19 protein-coding genes and 2 pseudogenes are annotated in these 16,662 nt (G+C 68.1%); 12 read left to right on the top strand and 9 right to left on the bottom strand.

What is annotated here, in order from left to right; genetic code table 11:
* Window positions 1-56: 56 nt before the first annotated feature.
* Together Ari01nite_RS43280 and Ari01nite_RS43275 are read left to right on the top strand one after the other, a co-directional pair.
* A complete protein-coding gene (locus Ari01nite_RS43280) occupies window positions 57-1,850 on the top strand; it encodes a glycoside hydrolase family 15 protein (protein WP_203789780.1) in 1,794 nt (597 codons plus the stop codon).
* 152 nt (window positions 1,851-2,002) lie between these two features.
* Window positions 2,003-2,419: a PRC-barrel domain-containing protein gene (locus tag Ari01nite_RS43275; RefSeq protein ID WP_203789778.1), complete on the top strand. Its 417-nt coding sequence runs from the start codon at window positions 2,003-2,005 to the stop codon at window positions 2,417-2,419.
* Window positions 2,420-2,486: 67 nt separating this feature from the next.
* Here Ari01nite_RS43275 and Ari01nite_RS43270 read toward each other — a convergent pair whose 3' ends face one another.
* Entirely contained in the window at window positions 2,487-3,164 is a 678-nt protein-coding gene (locus tag Ari01nite_RS43270) for a response regulator transcription factor (protein ID WP_203789776.1), read from the bottom strand.
* A gap of 272 nt (window positions 3,165-3,436) precedes the next feature.
* Here Ari01nite_RS43270 and Ari01nite_RS43265 point away from each other — a divergent pair, with 272 nt between their 5' ends.
* A complete protein-coding gene (locus Ari01nite_RS43265; protein WP_203789774.1) occupies window positions 3,437-3,742 on the top strand; it encodes a hypothetical protein in 306 nt (101 codons plus the stop codon).
* Window positions 3,743-3,823: 81 nt separating this feature from the next.
* Here the strand turns inward: Ari01nite_RS43265 and Ari01nite_RS43260 are convergent, their stop codons facing one another.
* Window positions 3,824-3,988, bottom strand: coding sequence for a hypothetical protein (locus tag Ari01nite_RS43260; RefSeq protein WP_203789772.1), 165 nt, complete (start codon window positions 3,986-3,988; stop codon window positions 3,824-3,826).
* A 242-nt stretch (window positions 3,989-4,230) separates the two neighbouring features.
* Between Ari01nite_RS43260 and Ari01nite_RS43255 the strand changes: the two genes are divergently transcribed.
* A complete protein-coding gene (locus tag Ari01nite_RS43255) occupies window positions 4,231-4,518 on the top strand; it encodes an adhesin (protein ID WP_203789770.1) in 288 nt (95 codons plus the stop codon).
* A gap of 196 nt (window positions 4,519-4,714) precedes the next feature.
* Here the strand turns inward: Ari01nite_RS43255 and Ari01nite_RS43250 are convergent, their stop codons facing one another.
* The 4 genes from Ari01nite_RS43250 to Ari01nite_RS43235 form a co-directional block, all read right to left on the bottom strand.
* Window positions 4,715-5,542 carry a phosphatase PAP2 family protein gene (locus tag Ari01nite_RS43250; RefSeq protein WP_203789768.1) on the bottom strand — a complete coding sequence of 276 codons (828 nt, stop codon included), beginning with the start codon at window positions 5,540-5,542 and terminating at the stop codon, window positions 4,715-4,717.
* Window positions 5,446-6,183 (bottom strand): phosphatase PAP2 family protein, encoded by a 738-nt coding sequence (locus tag Ari01nite_RS43245; protein WP_203789767.1) that lies wholly within the window; start codon window positions 6,181-6,183, stop codon window positions 5,446-5,448. The genes Ari01nite_RS43250 and Ari01nite_RS43245 overlap by 97 nt, the downstream gene beginning before the upstream one ends.
* Window positions 6,184-6,347: 164 nt before the next feature.
* Window positions 6,348-6,899, bottom strand: coding sequence for a YflT domain-containing protein (locus Ari01nite_RS43240; protein WP_203789765.1), 552 nt, complete (start codon window positions 6,897-6,899; stop codon window positions 6,348-6,350).
* A gap of 157 nt (window positions 6,900-7,056) precedes the next feature.
* On the bottom strand, window positions 7,057-7,833 hold the full coding sequence (locus tag Ari01nite_RS43235; RefSeq protein WP_239163506.1) for an SPW repeat protein: 777 nt from the start codon (window positions 7,831-7,833) through the stop codon (window positions 7,057-7,059).
* Between Ari01nite_RS43235 and Ari01nite_RS43230 the strand changes: the two are divergent.
* Window positions 7,778-8,120: pseudogene (locus tag Ari01nite_RS43230) on the top strand (SDR family NAD(P)-dependent oxidoreductase); the annotation flags it as partial. The gene Ari01nite_RS43235 and the pseudogene Ari01nite_RS43230 sit on opposite strands and share 56 nt — an antisense overlap.
* A gap of 548 nt (window positions 8,121-8,668) precedes the next feature.
* On the opposite strand, the gene Ari01nite_RS43225 reads toward Ari01nite_RS43230, so the two are convergent.
* A complete protein-coding gene (locus Ari01nite_RS43225) occupies window positions 8,669-9,964 on the bottom strand; it encodes an ABC transporter substrate-binding protein (protein WP_239163505.1) in 1,296 nt (431 codons plus the stop codon).
* Window positions 9,965-10,141: 177 nt separating this feature from the next.
* Between Ari01nite_RS43225 and Ari01nite_RS43220 the strand changes: the two genes are divergently transcribed.
* The 6 genes and pseudogenes from Ari01nite_RS43220 (at window position 10,142) to Ari01nite_RS43200 (ending at window position 14,517) form a co-directional block, all read left to right on the top strand.
* The gene (locus Ari01nite_RS43220) at window positions 10,142-10,705 is read left to right on the top strand and encodes a general stress protein (protein ID WP_203789761.1); all 564 of its coding nucleotides are present in this window, start codon (window positions 10,142-10,144) and stop codon (window positions 10,703-10,705) included.
* Between the two features lie 185 nt (window positions 10,706-10,890).
* On the top strand, window positions 10,891-11,676 hold the full coding sequence (locus tag Ari01nite_RS43215; RefSeq protein ID WP_203789759.1) for a sigma-70 family RNA polymerase sigma factor: 786 nt from the start codon (window positions 10,891-10,893) through the stop codon (window positions 11,674-11,676).
* 66 nt (window positions 11,677-11,742) lie between these two features.
* Entirely contained in the window at window positions 11,743-12,786 is a 1,044-nt protein-coding gene (locus Ari01nite_RS43210; protein WP_203789757.1) for a S1C family serine protease, read from the top strand.
* 32 nt (window positions 12,787-12,818) lie between these two features.
* Window positions 12,819-12,983 (top strand): annotated as a pseudogene (locus tag Ari01nite_RS51545) (DUF421 domain-containing protein); the annotation flags it as partial.
* Window positions 12,984-13,039: 56 nt separating this feature from the next.
* Complete coding sequence (locus Ari01nite_RS43205; RefSeq protein WP_203789755.1) at window positions 13,040-13,327, top strand: DUF421 domain-containing protein; 288 nt, start codon at window positions 13,040-13,042, stop codon at window positions 13,325-13,327.
* A 74-nt stretch (window positions 13,328-13,401) separates the two neighbouring features.
* Window positions 13,402-14,517, top strand: a complete 1,116-nt coding sequence (locus tag Ari01nite_RS43200; RefSeq protein WP_203789753.1) for an AI-2E family transporter — start codon at window positions 13,402-13,404, stop codon at window positions 14,515-14,517.
* A gap of 38 nt (window positions 14,518-14,555) precedes the next feature.
* Here the strand turns inward: Ari01nite_RS43200 and Ari01nite_RS43195 are convergent, their stop codons facing one another.
* Window positions 14,556-14,738, bottom strand: a complete 183-nt coding sequence (locus Ari01nite_RS43195) for a hypothetical protein (RefSeq protein ID WP_203789751.1) — start codon at window positions 14,736-14,738, stop codon at window positions 14,556-14,558.
* A 231-nt stretch (window positions 14,739-14,969) separates the two neighbouring features.
* Here Ari01nite_RS43195 and Ari01nite_RS43190 point away from each other — a divergent pair, with 231 nt between their 5' ends.
* Window positions 14,970-15,506, top strand: coding sequence for a DUF305 domain-containing protein (locus tag Ari01nite_RS43190; RefSeq protein WP_203789749.1), 537 nt, complete (start codon window positions 14,970-14,972; stop codon window positions 15,504-15,506).
* A 120-nt stretch (window positions 15,507-15,626) separates the two neighbouring features.
* Here the strand turns inward: Ari01nite_RS43190 and Ari01nite_RS43185 are convergent, their stop codons facing one another.
* Window positions 15,627-16,652, bottom strand: a complete 1,026-nt coding sequence (locus Ari01nite_RS43185; protein ID WP_203789747.1) for a DUF2461 family protein — start codon at window positions 16,650-16,652, stop codon at window positions 15,627-15,629.
* Window positions 16,653-16,662: the final 10 nt, after the last annotated feature.

Genomic DNA, 16,662 nt, shown 5'->3' with positions numbered 1-16,662 from the left:
GTTTGCGGACCTTCGCGGCGGGTAGGCGAGGCCGGTCAACCTGACAGGAGGTCGCCGTGCCCGGGCTCATCGAGGACTACGCCCTGATCGGCGACCTGCACACGGCTGCGCTGGTCAGCCGGGACGGCTCCATCGACTGGATGTGCCTGCCCAGTTTCGATTCGCCCTCCTGCTTCGCCGCTCTCCTGCACAACGAGTCCGCCGGGTACTGGCGGATCGCACCGGCCGTCGGCGGCCGAGCCACAAGCCGCCGGTACCGGGACGACACCCTCATTCTGGAAACCGAGTGGGACACGGTGGACGGCTCCGTCCGGCTGGTCGACTGCATGCCGCCGCGGGGTGAGGCTGCCGACGTTGTCCGGATCGTCGAAGGACTGTCCGGCAGAGTGCCGGTGCGGATGGAACTGGCACTGCGCTTCGACTACGGCCATGTGCTGCCGTGGGTTACGCGCCACGAGGCTGACGTCGGCGCAGTGGCCGGACCGGACGCGGCCTGGCTACGAACCGAGGTGCCGGTGCGGGCGGCCGACCACGCGACGGTGGCCGACTTCACCGTGCGCGCCGGCCAGCAGGTTCCCTTCGTCCTTACTTATCAACGATCGCACCTGCCACGACCGCAGCCGGTCGACCCGTATCGTGCACTCGACCAGACACATCGGTTCTGGCGGACTTGGATCAACCGATGCGACTACACCGGCCGATGGCCGGAAGCTGTACGCCGCTCGCTGCTCACGCTCAAGGCTCTGACCTACGCGCCGACCGGCGGCATCGTCGCCGCAGCAACCACCTCGCTGCCCGAACAGCTGGGCGGGACGCGGAACTGGGACTACCGGTATTGCTGGCTGCGCGACGCCACGTTCACCCTGCAGGCGTTGCTCGGCACCGGTTACCTGGACGAGGCGCGAGCGTGGCGCGAGTGGTTGCTGCGGGCGGTCGCCGGCGATCCGTCCGATCTGCAGATCATGTACGGCTCGGATGGTTCGCGCCGCCTACCGGAGTACACCGTGGACTGGCTGGACGGCTATCAGGGCTCCGGCCCGGTCCGGATCGGCAACGCCGCGGCCGGTCAGCTCCAGCTGGATGTATGGGGAGAAGTGCTTGAAGGGCTGCACCTGTCCCGGCAGGCTGGCATCGTGGCGACGGACGCTGCCTGGGATTTGCAGAAGGCCCTGCTGGACTACCTGGAAGGCGGCTGGCGGCAGCCGGACAACGGTCTGTGGGAGGTCAGGGGACCACGCCGCAACTTCGTCCACTCCAAGGTCATGGCATGGGCGGGATTCGACCGGGCGGTTGTGTCGGTAACGCGGCAGGGCCTGGACGGGCCGGTGGACCGGTGGCGCGCGATGCGCGACGAGATACATGCCGAAGTCTGTGCCCGAGGCTTCGATCACGAACGCAACACCTTCACCCAGGCGTATGGAATCGGTGAACTCGACGCCGCTCTGCTACTCATTCCCAGAGTCGGGTTCCTGCCTGCCACCGACCCCCGGGTGGCCGGTACCGTTGCGGCAGTGCAGAAGGAGCTGTGCCGGGATGGTCTGGTTCTCCGGTACCGGCCCGACGCGGAGGGGATCGACGGACTTCCCGGCGGTGAGGGTTCCTTCCTCGCATGCAGCTTCTGGCTGGTTGATGCGCTGTACGAGACCGGTCGGCGGGCGGAGGCGGTCGCGTTTTTCGAGAGGCTGCTCGAGTTGCGCAACGACGTCGGGCTGCTGGCGGAGGAGTACGACCCGGTGGGCGGCCGGCAATTGGGCAACACACCTCAGGCGTTCAGCCACGTAGGTTTGGTCAACTCGGCCCGGTTGCTCAGCGGGAGTGCCACGAAGACCGACGCCGACACCGGGCGCTGACCGGACCACCTGTCCAGCCACGGTCGACACGTCCGTCATGGGAATGAGCAATTTCTGTCGGAGTTCTGCTGTCGGTCGCCCGTACGGTTGACGGAAACCGTAACTGGCATGCGAGAACCTTTCCGGCCTTCGGCCGGTCGAGGAGGCTTACCATGGACACGGGAATCAGCACCCTGATGCGATTGGGTGACAGCGGCCAGATGGTGGCCGATCCGCAGCAGGACATCCGCGGACGGAAGGTCCTGGACCGCGACGGTCACGAGATCGGCAAGGTCGACGACCTGCTGATCGACTCGGAGCATCGGAAGGTACGGCTGCTTCGCGTCGAGCACGGCGGGTTGTTCGGTATCGGTGCCACGCCGTTGTTCATCCCGGTGGAGGCGGTGGAACGGATCACCGACGACGAGGTGGGAATCGATCGGTCCCGGACGCAGGTGGCCGAGGCGCCGGCATACGACCCCGAGCTCATCGAGCGGGACGCCTACTTCAACGATCTTTACGGGTATTACGGTTACTCGCCGTTCTGGGCGCCGGGTTACATCCCGCCGGTCCGGGGGTTCTTCCGCTGACGCGCTGAGCGCCACCCGGAGGGCGGTGACCGGTCGGTTGGCCGGGCACCGCCCGACCCCGTCAGCCTCAGCGTTGCAGTTTGTAGCCCAGACCGCGGACGGTGACCAGGTGCCGGGGTGAGGCAGAGTCCGTCTCGATCTTGTGGCGGAGGCGGCCGACGTGCACGTCCACGAGGCGTTCGTCACCGCCGTCGTATTCCCAGACCCGCTGGAGCAGCTGCTGCCGGGACAGCACCCGGCCGGGGTGGTCGGCCAGCTCGCAGAGCAGCTGGAACTCGGTGCGGGTGACCGCGACCGGCTCGCCGTGCAGGCGTACCTCTCCGGCGTCCGGCACGATCTCCAGGTCGCCGAAGCGCAGTACCGGGATGCTGTCCGGGCCGGAGACCCGGGCGCGCCGGCGCAGCGCGCGCAGGCGGGCCGCCAGTTCCGGGATGGCGACCGGTTTGACCAGGTAGTCGTCGGCGCCGGCCTCGAGCGCGGCGACGATGTCGTGGATGCCCTCGCGGGCGCTGATCACCACGATCGGTACGTCGTCGGTGCGGCGTAGCTGCCGGATGCACTCGAAGCCGTCGATGCCCGGCAGCATCAGGTCGACCAGCACGGTGTCGGCCGGCTGGGCGCGCTGCTGCGCGACTCCTTCTTCGGCCGTGGTCGCGCCGGTAACGGTGTAACCCTCGTCCTCCAGGGCGAGAGACAGCGAGAGCCGGATGCGGTCGTCGTCTTCGATCATCAGCACAGAGGGCACGGCCATATCATGGCGGTCCTCGGCGCAATCTGCCGATGTGATGGACGTCTTGTACCGAGTGTCACGGAATATTCCTTCCGGCGGGTATGCCTGCGTACCGACCGCCGTTTGGCAGCGCGGGCGCCGGGTAGGCGAAGCCGACCAGTCAGACAAAAACACCGAGAGATCCTCATGCGACGGTTCACCACGGGCTCAACAGTCCGCGGAGTCCTGACCGTACTCGTTGCGACATGAAACCGGTTACCTTCTCTGCCGGCATCGGGACAGCTGACGTGCGGGGTAACTTCGTGTACGCCGGGCAGGCCACCGGGGCGATCACCACCGACTCCACCACCGGCATGACCACCTCGCCGGCCACGACCGGCACGTCGTCGCCGGACGCCGGCGCCTGGCGGCCCGTGGGCGACCTCGACTGGGACAAGACCACGTTCACCGTCAACCTCACGGAGCCGGTGCAGGCACAACCGTTCGACAACGTACCGCTCGGCCAGTACACCGGTGAGGGTGCAAACCAGACGGGCAACGTCGTCGACATCGATCCGTTCTTTCGATTCCGGTCGGTACACCTGTCAGGGTGATCGGCTCACCGTGACTCCGGACGAGGACGGCGATCTGCCGTTGGTTCTGGAACGCGCCTGACGACTGGCGCTGCGCTCGGGCTACCAGCGGCCACCTCGTGTCTTCGGCGCGGCCAGCGCTGTCATGACCAGCGCAACGGTAAGCAGCGTTGCGCCGATCAGGGCGAGCCACGTGATGGCGAAAACGATCCCGAGGACGATCCCGATGAGCCCCGCGACCGCGGAAACGGCTAGAAACGTACGCATCACAGCACCACCTCCGGTTGCCACCGATGGATCCCTGCCCGGCGCGTTGCGGTTCACTCCGCCGTGCAGCCGACGGCGTACCCCCGTACCGAGTAGGCAAACAGGGCAGACGCGCGCCGGGCGTCACCCGTTGGGGCATTTCGTCATAGGACTGTCGCGAGATGGCGGGAGTACTTACACGTCGAGCCGGGAGGTTTGGGCGTAAGGGATTGCAGACCCAGCGGAGGATGAGGAGAAGCGTTGTGTTCACCGTTTCGGACAACGCGTCATACGCGATCCGTCAGATTGTCGCCCGGCCTGAGATTCCGGAGGGGGCCGGTCTGCGCATTGACGCCGACGGTAACCGAACATCGCTGTCTATCGCTGTCTCACCGGAGCCCGAGCCGGGCGACACGGTCGTCGACGCCGGTACCGACGCGAAGCTCTTCGTTTCCGCGGAGGCTGGCGAGCTGCTCGAGCACAAGACCATCGATGCGCGGACCGACGAGGCGGGACGGGTCCAGTTCGTTCTCGACACCCTCGCCGAGTGATCCGTGCCGCCGCGCTGACGGCCGAGGGGCACAAAGGGCACGGCGTCAGCGCAAGGCCCGGCCGTAGCCGCCGGGTGCCGGCTACCCGGTTTGACGGGCGAACCGGGTAGCCGGCGGGCCACGGCTATCGGACATGCCGGCCCAGCGGCATCGCTCGCGGACGCGGTCCTGCCGTCCGCGGTCCGGCTTGCCGCGGTCAAGCTCCCGTCTCGCGGGTTACCGGCGGTGCCGCAGCGGGACGGATGAAGAACCATGCGGCGGTCAGCCAGGCGATCGCGAGCAGGACACTGCCGGCGATGTCAGTGGGGTGGTGCACGCCGCGGTAGAGGCGCGCCGCCGCAACGCCCGCGGGAATGAGCACGGCCGCCGTCCAGGCGAGGACCGTCCAGATGCGGTTCGTAGCGGCGCGCTGGACGAGCAGCGCGATCGCGCCGTACAGGCATAGCACGCCGGCGACGTGTCCGGACGGGAAGCTCGCGGTCGGCGGCAGATCGGGTTGCAGGGTCGGCACCTGTGGCCTGGCCCGGCTGACGACTGTGGAGGCCACGAGGAAGATGGCGATCTCGCCGGCCATGACGGTCCACAGGAACGCAACGGGCCGCCGATGCCGGTAAACGGCGAGGGCCAGTCCGGTAGCGGCAAGAGTGACCGTGATGATCGCGCGGCTGTCGCCGAGGCTGTTCAAGGCATCGGTGACGGTGGTCCAGACGGGGCTGCGGTGGGCGGCGAGCCAGGCGACAGCCGCGCGGTCGATCTGGCCGAGACGGGTGTCGGCGAGGACGGCAGTGGCGAGCACGCCGGTGCCGAAGAGCATTCCGATGATCAGAACCGCTGCGACCATTGATCCCGTGACGGCATGCGCCCAGGAGAACTTCCGCCGAGTGTCATGGTCGGTTGCCGCGGTCAGATCGGGGGCGGCCTCGGGCGTCAGGCCCGCGCCGATCGGCAGGGCGGCGTGGCCGGTATCGATGCGCCAGCGGCGGAAGGCGGCCGCCGTGATGCCGAGCCAGGCGATGCCCAGCATCCAGCGCCCAGCACGTCGGTTACGTAGTGGACGCCCAACGCGACGCGGGAGACCCCGACCAGGACCACGAGGACCGCCACGACAGCGACAACGAACGTTCTGTGCCGGCGCGGTGTGGTGGGCAGGAAGATCAGCAGCAGGACGCCGTAGGACACGATCGACCCCAGGGCGTGTCCGCTGGGAAAGCTGGGCCCGGGGGCCGTGGCGACGGGAACGTCGACGACCGGTCGTAGCCGCTCGACCAGGAGCTTGAGGACCGGGTCGAGAATCAATGCCCCGACGCTGGTGACCACGGCATAGACCGCCAGGCGCGGCTGACGGCGGACGAGCAGGTAAATGGTGCCGACCAGCAGGACGAGCATGAGGAGGTTGCGCCCGCCGAACTCGGTTGTCGACCGCAGGACGTTCACGGTGATCTTGCTGTCGGCGACCAGGGCGTTGAGGCGAGCGGCTACATCTCGGTCCAAGTCGGTCAGCGGTGGCCACTGCACCCGTACCAGCGCCAGGAGCAACCCGAACGCGGCACCGGCGATGACGACACCAGCCAGGCCCGCCGACAGACGTAAACCAAAGCGCTCCAAGGGTTCGCCCCCGCCGTCAACCTCGTGGGACGGCTGGCGGCGGTGGGAATCACCGGGCATGGCGTTGTCCTGGGTGGGTCAACAGCCCGGCACGACCAGCACGAGAGGCGCCGTGCCAGAAAGGGAAAGGCATCCCGGCTCCTTATCATGGCTTGCGCGGAAGACCGAGAGGTCCGCTGTGCGGGGAGACGCCCGCGGCGGTACCAGGCAGCGGTCCGGGGCGGTCAGCGTTGGCGCAACCGATCGGCTGCCCGGCCGCGACCGGGCGCACCGGGGGCGTCGAGCAACTGGACGGCATCCCCGGTGACATCGGTGTCGACGAGAATGTCGTAGCTGTCGGCGCGCATGCCGGCAATTGAGCTGAAGTCGCGGCGCCCTCGGGTCAGGGTGTGGCCCAGCATGCCGAGCAGGCCGCCGACGACCGCTCCGAAGACCGTTCCGTATAGCGCGAGCAGGAGCCCGGATATCAGCGGGTTCACCCAGTCGAACAGGCCGAAGAACCAGCCGAACAGCGCACCGAGAACAGCGCCGGAAAGCGCGCCTTGCCCGGCTGCTCGCCCGGTCGTCAGCCGGCCGGTGACCTGTTCAACGCTGGAGAGGCCGCGGCCCACGATGGCGGTGAACTCGACCGGGAAGCGGTTATCCGACAGGTAGTCGACGGCTCGCTCGGCATCGGCACAAAGCGTATAGGAGGCCACCACCACCTGTCCGTCGGCGAGGCCGCCCGGCGCCGGCCCGGCAGCGGCAGGCGGGCGGTCGAACTGCGGCTGTGCCATGGCTCTGAATCCTTTCTCGTCGTTGTCCGGGAACGGTGCGTTCCCGGACCCGCGCCGGCGGCAAGCGTCCACACCGTGCGAACTCGAGATTCCGGCGCAGCGGAGTCTGCGCACACCGTTGCTGGCGCCTGCGCGGTAGCCGGTCACCGCGGGACGCTCAGGTTTGGTGGGGCTGTCTGATCTCGGCACGCTCGTGCTGGCGCGCGGCGAGCCAGCTGATGGCGGCGAGCGCGGCGACGACAGCGCCAGTGACGATGTCGTTCAGGGTGGCCTGGGTGGCGTCCGTGCCGGTGTTGTAGGCGAGTACGAACGGTGCCGTGATCAGCCAGAACCCGAGCAGGATATTGATCAGGCTCAGTGGTGCGGTCGCGAGGGGCAGGGCGATGCGCACGAGCGCGACGACGGCGAGGGCGACGCCGATGACGACGTCGTTCCAGTAGCCGTCGAAGCCGCCGCCGGCGTTGCGGTAGTCCAGGGAGAACGGCGCGATGATCAGCCAGATGCCGGCCAGGAAGACCAGCGCGCTGGGAATGATCGCGGCCGGTGCGTGCGCCGGTGTGCGGCCGCCGTACGCAGCTGCTGCTGCCCTGATGTCTGCTGGCATGGTCGTGTCGCGTTCCGCCGGATCGGGCCGTTTCGCCGGTGCGTTCCGAGTGCCCGGGTACATGGCGACTCCTTCCTTCGGTAAGCGAAATCGGTCCGCGTTGCCTGCCCGGGTGAGGCCGTCCGAAACGAGATTGATCTCGGTTTCGTAACCGGGATGGGGTAGTCCGTCGCACTGTGTTGTCGGCTTGTCGCGGCAGCCCGACATGGTGCTTGGACCGCCGGGGCCGGGGTAGGCGGCCGGTCTCGGATAGGCGAGCACGGAGGAGCCGATCATGACGGAAGCGACGCGGCGCAGGGTTTCAGTGGTGACCGGCGCGACCGGCGGCATCGGACGCGCAGTGGCGTGCCGGTTCGCGGCGCGTGGCGATGCGGTGGGCCTGCTGGCGCGAGGCGAGTCCGGGCTGCGCGCGGTGGCCGATGACGTGCGCCGGGCCGGGGGCGTCGTTCACCTCGGTGTTCGCTCCGTTCGCCGAGATCGGCATGGACGAGTTCGCCCGGGTCACCCAGGTCACGTACCTGGGCTATGTCCACGGCACGCGGGCGGCGATGGCCCGGATGGTCCCGCGGGATCGTGGGGTGATCGTGCAGGTGGGTTCGGCGCTGGCTTGCCACGGTACGACGGGCACATGACACCGCCCTCGTGGCGCCGACAGCGGGATGCTCGGCGCGCTCGCACAGGATGACCTTACTGGCTGCGAACACGGCGTCGTGAACGACGCCGGCGCGGCACCTACCCGTGCCGACGGGTGCCAAACGGGGGCAAGCGGCGACCGCACCGAGTGGTGTGGTCGCCGTGGTGGAGTCGGCACCGTGCCGAGTGGTCAGTCAGTCACCCTCGGCGGGGCGTCCTTCCGGTTCTGCCGATTCACCCGTCCGGCCGGACTGCGGGCCGTACTGTGACTGCTGTTCCGGTGGTACCGCGCGGTGTTCGCGGCTGCCGCCGCCGGTCCTACCCGGCGGCGGGCCGTCACTGTCCTGGACGAGCCGAGTTTCGCCGCTGCGGCGCATCTCGGGTTGTTGCACGTTGGGCATGGTGTCCTCCTCCTCGCCTTTCGTATTTGTGCTCTTTGCCGGGTGTGCCCGGTGGCCTGCCCGGCAAACGACTCCGTGGGCGTCGTTGACAAGACGCCCTTCTCGACTGAGCCGCCGCTACCGGTTCCCGGTCAGCCCGGCAGGACCCCACGGGACTCGAGAGCCAGTGCGATCTCGTCGCGCAGACGTGCCGCGGTCTCGGTGGGTTGGATATCGGACGGCGGGGACAGGATCACCGATATCACCGTGGAGACGTTCTGGTAGGCGGGTGTGCGGGGCCGGACTGCCGCGTCGCGAAGTTCGGCGAGGATGACATCCTTCATCGGATATGCCTCGGCCATCGCGGGATCGTCATAGACGCTCTCGATGGTGGGCGGCACGCCGTCGTTGATCGCCGAGAACTTCTGATGTTCCGGGCTACGCAGGCACAGGGCGGCCTCGAACGCCTCGTCCGGATGCTCGGAGTAGGCGGAGACGGCGAGATTGAACCCGCCGATGGTCACGCGGCTGGGGATGCCGGGATTCACCCGCGGGAAGCGAGCCCAGCGGACATTTTCGGCCAGTTGCGGCGCGTCGTTCTGCATGGCCGGGTAGACATACGGCCAGTTGAGCTGAAAGGCGCCGGTGCCGCTCTGGAAGGCCAGCCGGACGTCGTCCTCGGTCGCGTTACTGAAGGACGGGCTGGTGACCCCTGCCGTGGCGAACCGATGCAGCAGGCTCAGCGCCCGGACCGCGCCCTGGTCAATGACGACCTCGTCGCTCTCCTCGTTGAGAATGTGGCCACCCGCGCTCTCCACCAGCGTATTGAACAGGACCACCAGACCCTCGTACTGGGCTCCCATGGTCATGATCTGATAAGGCTCGCCCGCCGCTCGTAACTCGAGCGCGGTGTTGATCATGTCGTCCCAGGTCTGCGGCGGTTCGTCGACGACGTCGGCGCGGTACCAGAGAAGTTGTACGTTGGTGTTCTTCGGCGCGGCGTACAGCCGATTCTGATATTCGGCCGAGCGCAGTGGTGCGGCGAGGGTGCCTTCTTCGGCTCGGGCCCGGTGCTCGCCGGTCCACTCGCGGATCCACTCGGCGCTGGCGAATTCGGGGGTCCAGGTGATGTCCAGGCCCAGCACGTCCATGCTGGTGTCTTCGGCCGCGAGCCGGCGGACCATCTGAGTGCGCTGGTCGTCAGCGCCGCGCGGAAGGACCCGATGCACGATGCGATACCGGCCGTTCGCCTCGACATTGCAGTCGGCGACGACCTGCCGCAGGTTCTGCTCCGGGGCGTAGTAAAGATTGATCGTCGGAACATCGCTTTCTTCATTGCCGCAAGCGGCGAGCGCGGCGGTGATGATCCCGACAGCCAGCATGGCCATCGCTCTGCGCCCGCGGCGGCGGCTCCGGAAAGCGCTGTATGCCGGATCGATGTTATTCATCCGCGACTCTCCCTCCACGGCGGAACCGGCACCTACCCGCCGGAGCCGCACCGAAACGGTGTCGCCGTGCGACCACGCACGACGAAATGCGGTCTGTTACGTGACAAGCCTGCGACAGCCGTTTGCACCGCCGCAGGGCGGGGGACCGGGCGACCGAGACGAATGGGAGGTGGCGTGATGCCAGAGATTCCTCGACAACCGACAGGCGGTCCCCGCGAGAGCGACCATGACGACGTACGGATCGGTGTGGCGCAACGCTCTATCGCGGCGCGGCCGGATTACCGGGCAGCAGCCGGAATTGTCGAACGGCTTGTCGCGGCCGGATTCTCGGAGAGGCGAGTCACGGTGATCGGCGCCGATCTGCGCGACGTGGCGCGCCATCGCGGTCAGCTGACCACCGTCGATGTGACTGGCCGTGGTGCCCTGTCGGGTCTGCTGATCGGCGCGGCCGTCGGCTGGCTGCTTCGCTTGTTCGATCTGACCACGGATTCCCTGTCGACCTGGTGGCTGGTGTTCAACACGGCCGTGCTGGGCGCGATTCTCGGTGCTGCGGTGGCTCTGCTGGGATACGTGGTCACCCAGGGGCGAAGGTCGTTCACGACGGACGATTTGGTGCGTGCCGGCGAATTCGAGGTGATGGTGGACGCGGAACTGGCCGACCGGGCCGTCCGGATGCTGCACGGCGACCTCGGGGAGGGGCGGACGCAAGGATCCTCCCCTGAGCAGAGCAGGGTCGCGTAATCGGCGTCGTCCTGCTGCTTGTTGTCATGGGACCGTCACGGTAACGCGGATGCCCCGCCACGTCGGTCTTCCACTCTGGAGAACGCACGCTGCGGTGGCAGGCCGCTATCCACCTGACACCGCGTTGACCTGGCCCGCCGACGTCCTGACACCGGCCGGCGCACCGACGCGCGAGGACAAGGATCATGACGACAACGCAGAACACACTCACCCGTGCCGTCTCGACAACCGGGGCGTCGGATCTGATCCACGCCATGGCCGTTACGCCAACCGGTGACCGGCGACGACCGCAACTACGCGCGGACGCCATCCTGGCATGGGCGCCGCTGGCTCACCGGCTGGTCCGCCGCTACGCCAACGGACGTACCGACCCCGACGATTTGCGGCAGACCGCGATGGTCGGGCTCATCAAGGCCGTGGACGGTTTCGATCCGCGCCGGGGCAGCGACTTCGGTGCCTATGCCACACCCACGATCGTCGGGGAACTGAAGCGGTACTTCCGCGACCGGGGCTGGGCGGTGCGGCTGCCGCGTCCCCTCCACGATCTGCATCAACGCGTGGAGGATGCCCGTCGGCACCTCACCCAGCACCTAAACCGCAGTCCTACCGCGGACGACGTGGCCGCATACCTCGGCACGACCGTGGAGGAGGTGCTGGAGGGCTTGGAGTGTGAGTACGCCCGCCGAGCGGCGTCGCTGTCGGCTCCGGTGCATCCGGAAGGCGACACCGAGCTGGGTGAACTTGTTGGCCATCACGACGACGCATACCGGCAGGCCGAACTACGTCACGACCTGTACGAGGCCATGGCGCATCTGAGCGAAAGGGAACGGCGGGTGGTGACGCTCTACTACTACGGCAACCTCACTCAGAGCGAGATCGGCCGGCAGCTCGGCATGTCGCAGATGCACGCCTCGCGTCTGATCCGCAGGGCGTTGGACACGCTGCGGACTCGCCTGGGCCCCGGTTCCTGAGCTGCAAGGGGCTCGACACAACGTGAAGGCCCAGCCCGAACCGACCGACAGTCCACGGGAGTTACCATGACCGCGACCGCCGCCCCCGGCATCTCCACCGTAATCACGAAGATCCTCGGGGGCTTCGCCGCCGCGGTGGTGGTTTTGACCGCTGGCTGCACCGACGAGGCGTCCCCGGCGACATCGAGCAGTGTCGCCGCCGATGCGGCACCGCCCGGTGGATCGGTGGTCGAGGTGGTGTCGCGGACGGAGCCGTCGGTGGTGACGATCCGCGCCGGCGAGGGGTTGGGCAGCGGAGTGGTTTACCGGGCGGACGGCGTGATCGTCACCAACGCCCATGTCGTCGGCTCGGTGAAGCAGGTGCAGGTCGCGTTCGCCGATGGCACCCAGGTTGCAGGGCAGGTCATCGGCGCGGACGAGATCACCGACCTCGCCGTCGTCCGGGTGCAACGCACTGGGCTGCCACCTGTCCCGATTCGCCTCGAGCTGCCGAAGCCCGGAGAGACCGCCCTGGCGATCGGTAGTCCTCTCGGTTTCGAGAACACCGTCACCCAGGGCATCATCTCCGGCGTCGGGCGCCAGATACCCGGCTCGACAACCGGCGGACGTCCGCTGGTCGACCTGATCCAGACCGATGCGGCCATCTCGCCGGGCAACTCCGGGGGCGCTCTGATCGACGGCCAGGGCCGGCTGGTGGGTCTGAACGAGGCATACATACCGCCGTCGGCTGGCGCGGTGTCTCTGGGGTTCGCCATTCCGTCGAGCACGGTGGTCGACGTGACCGACCAGTTGTTGTCCACCGGCTCGGTTGCCCATCCGTACCTCGGTGTTGTCCTGACCACCTTGACCGCCGATATCGCGCAGCCGCTGGGCATGAAGGTCACCAGTGGCGCGCTGGTGCGGCAGGTGCAGCCGGGCAGCCCGGCAGATGCGGCCGATCTCCGGGCAGGCGACGTGATCGTCAAGTTCGATGACAAGCAGATCGCCACGGTCGGCGACATCTACGCCGCGCTCCGCGAGACCGCCCCCGGGAAATCGGTCGCTCTCAGGCTGCACCGCGACGGGAGCGGTACGCAGGTGCAGGTGACACTCGGGACACTGTCGCGTTGAGTGCGGACCCGCTGGCCGGGTAGGGGATTGTGATGTTCTTTCAGCACTGGACCGACCTATGGCGTATCGCGGTGATCGGGATGATCACGTATCCCTGCCTTATCGCCATTCTGCGGCTGTCCGGCAAGCGGACGCTGGCGAAGATGAATGCCTTCGACCTGGTAGTCACCGTGGCGATCGGCTCGACGCTGGCCACGATTCTGCTGTCGCGCGATGTGGCTCTGGCCGAGGGAATTGTCGGCCTGCGCTGCTGGTGCTGCTGCAGCTGTCGGTCACCTGGCTGTCGATCCGGTCGCGGGCGGTGCGTCGCCTGCTCAAGTCCGAACCGAGCGTGCTGCTGCGTGACGGCGTCCTCCTGTACGACGCCTTGCGGTCACAGCGGGTCACCGACGGCGAGGTCCGCCAGGCAGTCCGCTCGCAAGGCATCGGCGATCTGGCCGACGTGGCAGCGGTGGTGCTCGAGACCGACGGCAGCTTCAGCGTAATTCCCGCTGCCCAGGCCGGCCGGCTGACCGTGCTCCCCGACGCCCCGGAGGCCTGAGCGGGCATCCCCTCGTTTGCGAGGTGCTGCCGCGGGTAGGCGCGGGCGGTGGATACCCAAGACAAAGGACTGACGTGACTTCCGCACCAACCGGCGACAACGATGCCACCGGCAGGCGGCTGATCCGAGCGGCCGGGACGGTGCTGGCGGTGCTCGTCTTCGTCCTGGCGGCGTACCTGGTCGTGCGGGCGTTACTGCGGGTGGCGCCGTTGACCATGGCGGTGATCGCCGCCCTCCTGGTGACTGCCCTGGTCGGCCCGCTGACCGGGTGGCTCAAGCGGCATCATGTTCCGCGGTCGATCGCCGCGCTCGCCGGCCTGATCGCCGTGCTGGCAGTGGTCGGCGCGGCCTCGTTCCTGATCGGCCGGCGGGCGACGAGTCAGCTCGGCGATCTGCAGGTGCAGGCGGTCGAGGGGGTACGTCGGCTCCGGCACACCGTGGCCGATCTGCTGCCGGGCATCGACGAGCAACGCGTCGACGAGCTCGCCGCGGAACTGGTCGGCGGTATCCGCAGCGCGCTGCCCAGCCCGTACGCCGGCATCACGAGCGCCACTGCGGCGCTCGCCGCGACGCTGCTGGCGCTCGTGCTCGTGTTCTTCTTCCTCCGCGACGGCGCGGCGATGTGGTCGTGGCTGGTCGAGCAGACACCCGGCCGGGTGGCGAGGCGCATCGACCGGGCCGGTCACGCGGGATGGAGAACGCTCGCCGGATACACCCATGGCATCGTGCTGGTGGCAGCGGTGGACGCGATCGGCATCGGCGCGGTGCTGTTCCTGCTCGGTGTCCCGTTGGCGCTGTCGCTGGCCGTGTTGACGTTCCTGGCGGCGTTCGTCCCGATCGTCGGTGCCACGGTCGCCGGGGCGGCCGCGACCCTGGTCACGCTGGTCACCAACGGCACCCAGGACGCGCTGATCGTGCTGGCGGCGGTGATTCTGGTGCAGCAGGCGGAGGGCAATCTGCTGCACCCGCTGGTGATGCGTCAGGCGGTGCACCTGCACCCGGTGGTCACGTTGCTTGCGGTGTCCGCCGGCACCCTGCTCGGCGGCGTGGCCGGTGCGTTGATCGCGGTCCCGGCGTGCGCTGTTGCCTACCAGGCCGTACTGGGCTATCGCGAGGAACCCCAGACCGCGACGATCGCCGCACCTGACTCACCGGAGCCGGCGGAGAGCAAAACGGAGTGCGTGGAATGAGACAGTGGCTTCCCGTCCGAGCCGGCTTGGTCGCTGCGTCACAGATCGGCGTTGCGGCGTCCTACGGTGTCAGCGATCGCCAATGCCGCTGCTGCCAAGGGAATGGCCGCCTCCCGGGCGATGGATGTCAGCTTGCTGATGTGCGCCTTCGGGTCGATGACCGCGGTCACGTCGAAGTCCACTATCGACGTCGATCTTTGAGGCGTACGCGGCGTGCTCATCGGCGGCTCCTCTCCACTTCGGAGTTCCGCGATCACCTACCCCACGTCCCTCGCCAACATGCACGGCGGTCGTCGTCGTGTTGACCGCTTCGCCAGGCCGTGTGCGGGTATACGCGTTGGCTGGACGAGAAGACCGTCGCATAGAGGAAGGCCGGCGCAGCTATGGATCGAACGAGCAGCAGGACGAGCAACGACCGGGACAGGGCTGACCAGCAGCCGCATGACTCGAAAATGTATGCGCGGTTCGCCGCGATGATTCTGACCGCCATGGTGGTGATGTACGGCGTGATGTTCGTCAGCACCTGGGCGTGGGACCACGTTCGGTTCAGCGAGAGCCGGGTGTTCATGGCGTTGACCATGGGCGGCGCCATGGGTCTGATCATGCTGGGCTGGATGCTGAACATGTACCGCAACACGAAGGCGAATCTGGCGGTCGCCGCGGCGAGTGTGCTCCTGCTCGGTGGGGGCGCGATTCTCGACCGTAGTCAGACCACTGTGCAGGACGCCGGGTGGATGAATTCCATGATCCCGCATCACTCGCTGGCTATCACCCGCTCTGAGCATGCGGAAATTTCCGACGTGCGGGTCTGCCAACTCGCCAAGGAGATCAGTCAGGCGCAACGGCGAGAGATTCTGGAAATGCAGTGGCTGGTCAACGACATTGAGCGCAACGGCCTGGCCACGACCGCGCAGCAGGCGCAGGCCCGCCCGGTTCCCGACTTCAGCGAGACTGCCGAGCGCCAATGTCCTGCGTCCCCGCAGTCGTGAGAAGTGCGACGAGCGACGACCCTGTTCAGGGTGATCCGGCGACGCCGCGCCCGGGCACAGCGAGCGGCCGTCGCAACGGCGACGCCGCCGGACCGACCCCTGACCGGCGGCCGGCACACCTCAGGCACCTGCGCTGACGGTTTGATCCGCCTGGGTGAGCCAGGAGTGGACCGGTGCAAACGGGACGAAGCGATCCGCGCACCAGTTAACCAGTGCGGGTGTGGTGATTTCCGCGGGGTGCGGGTAGCGGTTTACCAGGTGCCATCCGTCGCGTAACGCGAAGCGGGCCGCCGGGCCGGCCGGGTCGAACCCGGCGGGGTGGTGACGCCGGGTCGGCTCGCTCAGCTCGGCACCCGAGTCCTGCAGGCGGGTCACGTGCCGGTTGAGGTCGGCGACCCGGGCGTCGTCGCGCAGGGCACCGCGGTACGCCGCCAGCGCCGGCCCGGAGCGAGGCATGACGCCGCAGCCGAGGAGGATCTCGGCCGCGCCGATGCGCAGGATCAGCGCCGGATCGCGTTTCGGTCCGTTCGGGCCTTCCCAGAATACGAAGTCGAGATGCGGTTTGTACGGCGGCCGGTCCGGCGCGAACCGCAGGTCGTTGGCGATCCGGAACAGGCTGCCGCCCACTCGCGGTTCGGCGTGCAGGGCCGCTGATACGCGCTGGTGCAGCACCTGGCCGAGGGCCGTCACGAACGCCTTGGCGGGTTCCAGGAGCTCCTGCCGGTAGACCGGCCGGTGGGTGTCGAAGAACCGTTTGGTGTTGTCGCGTTCCAGCCCGATCAAAAATTTCAGTCCCGCCTCGCCGAACCCGCGGAATCCAGCGATTTCGGCCGGGGTGCCGGCGGCGTGATGCCGTGCCTCGGTGAGCAGGTCGCTCCAGAGCTGCCGGTCAGGGTGCGGCAGCGCCACCCATTCGCGGAAGATCCGCCCGGCCGGCGCGAACGGCTCGCCAACGCCGTCGGCGATGAGCGCTGCGACCCGGCGCGGGGGCACCTTCACCAGAAGGGCCCCGCTGCGCCGTTCGAGCGAGGCGAAGAACCGGCCGTTGTATCGGACGCATGGCAGTCCCATCATGGTCGAGCGCTGCACCGCTCGGTCGGCGTACAGCGGCTCGACGAGTTCCCCGAACAGATCTTCCCCGGTCATTGCCATGGCT

Origin of the sequence: Paractinoplanes rishiriensis (assembly GCF_016862375.1) — a bacterium.
GTDB lineage: Bacteria > Actinomycetota > Actinomycetes > Mycobacteriales > Micromonosporaceae > Actinoplanes > Actinoplanes rishiriensis.
The sequence above is the reverse complement of the archived record's forward strand: the minus strand, read 5'-3'. Positions and strand labels throughout refer to the sequence as shown.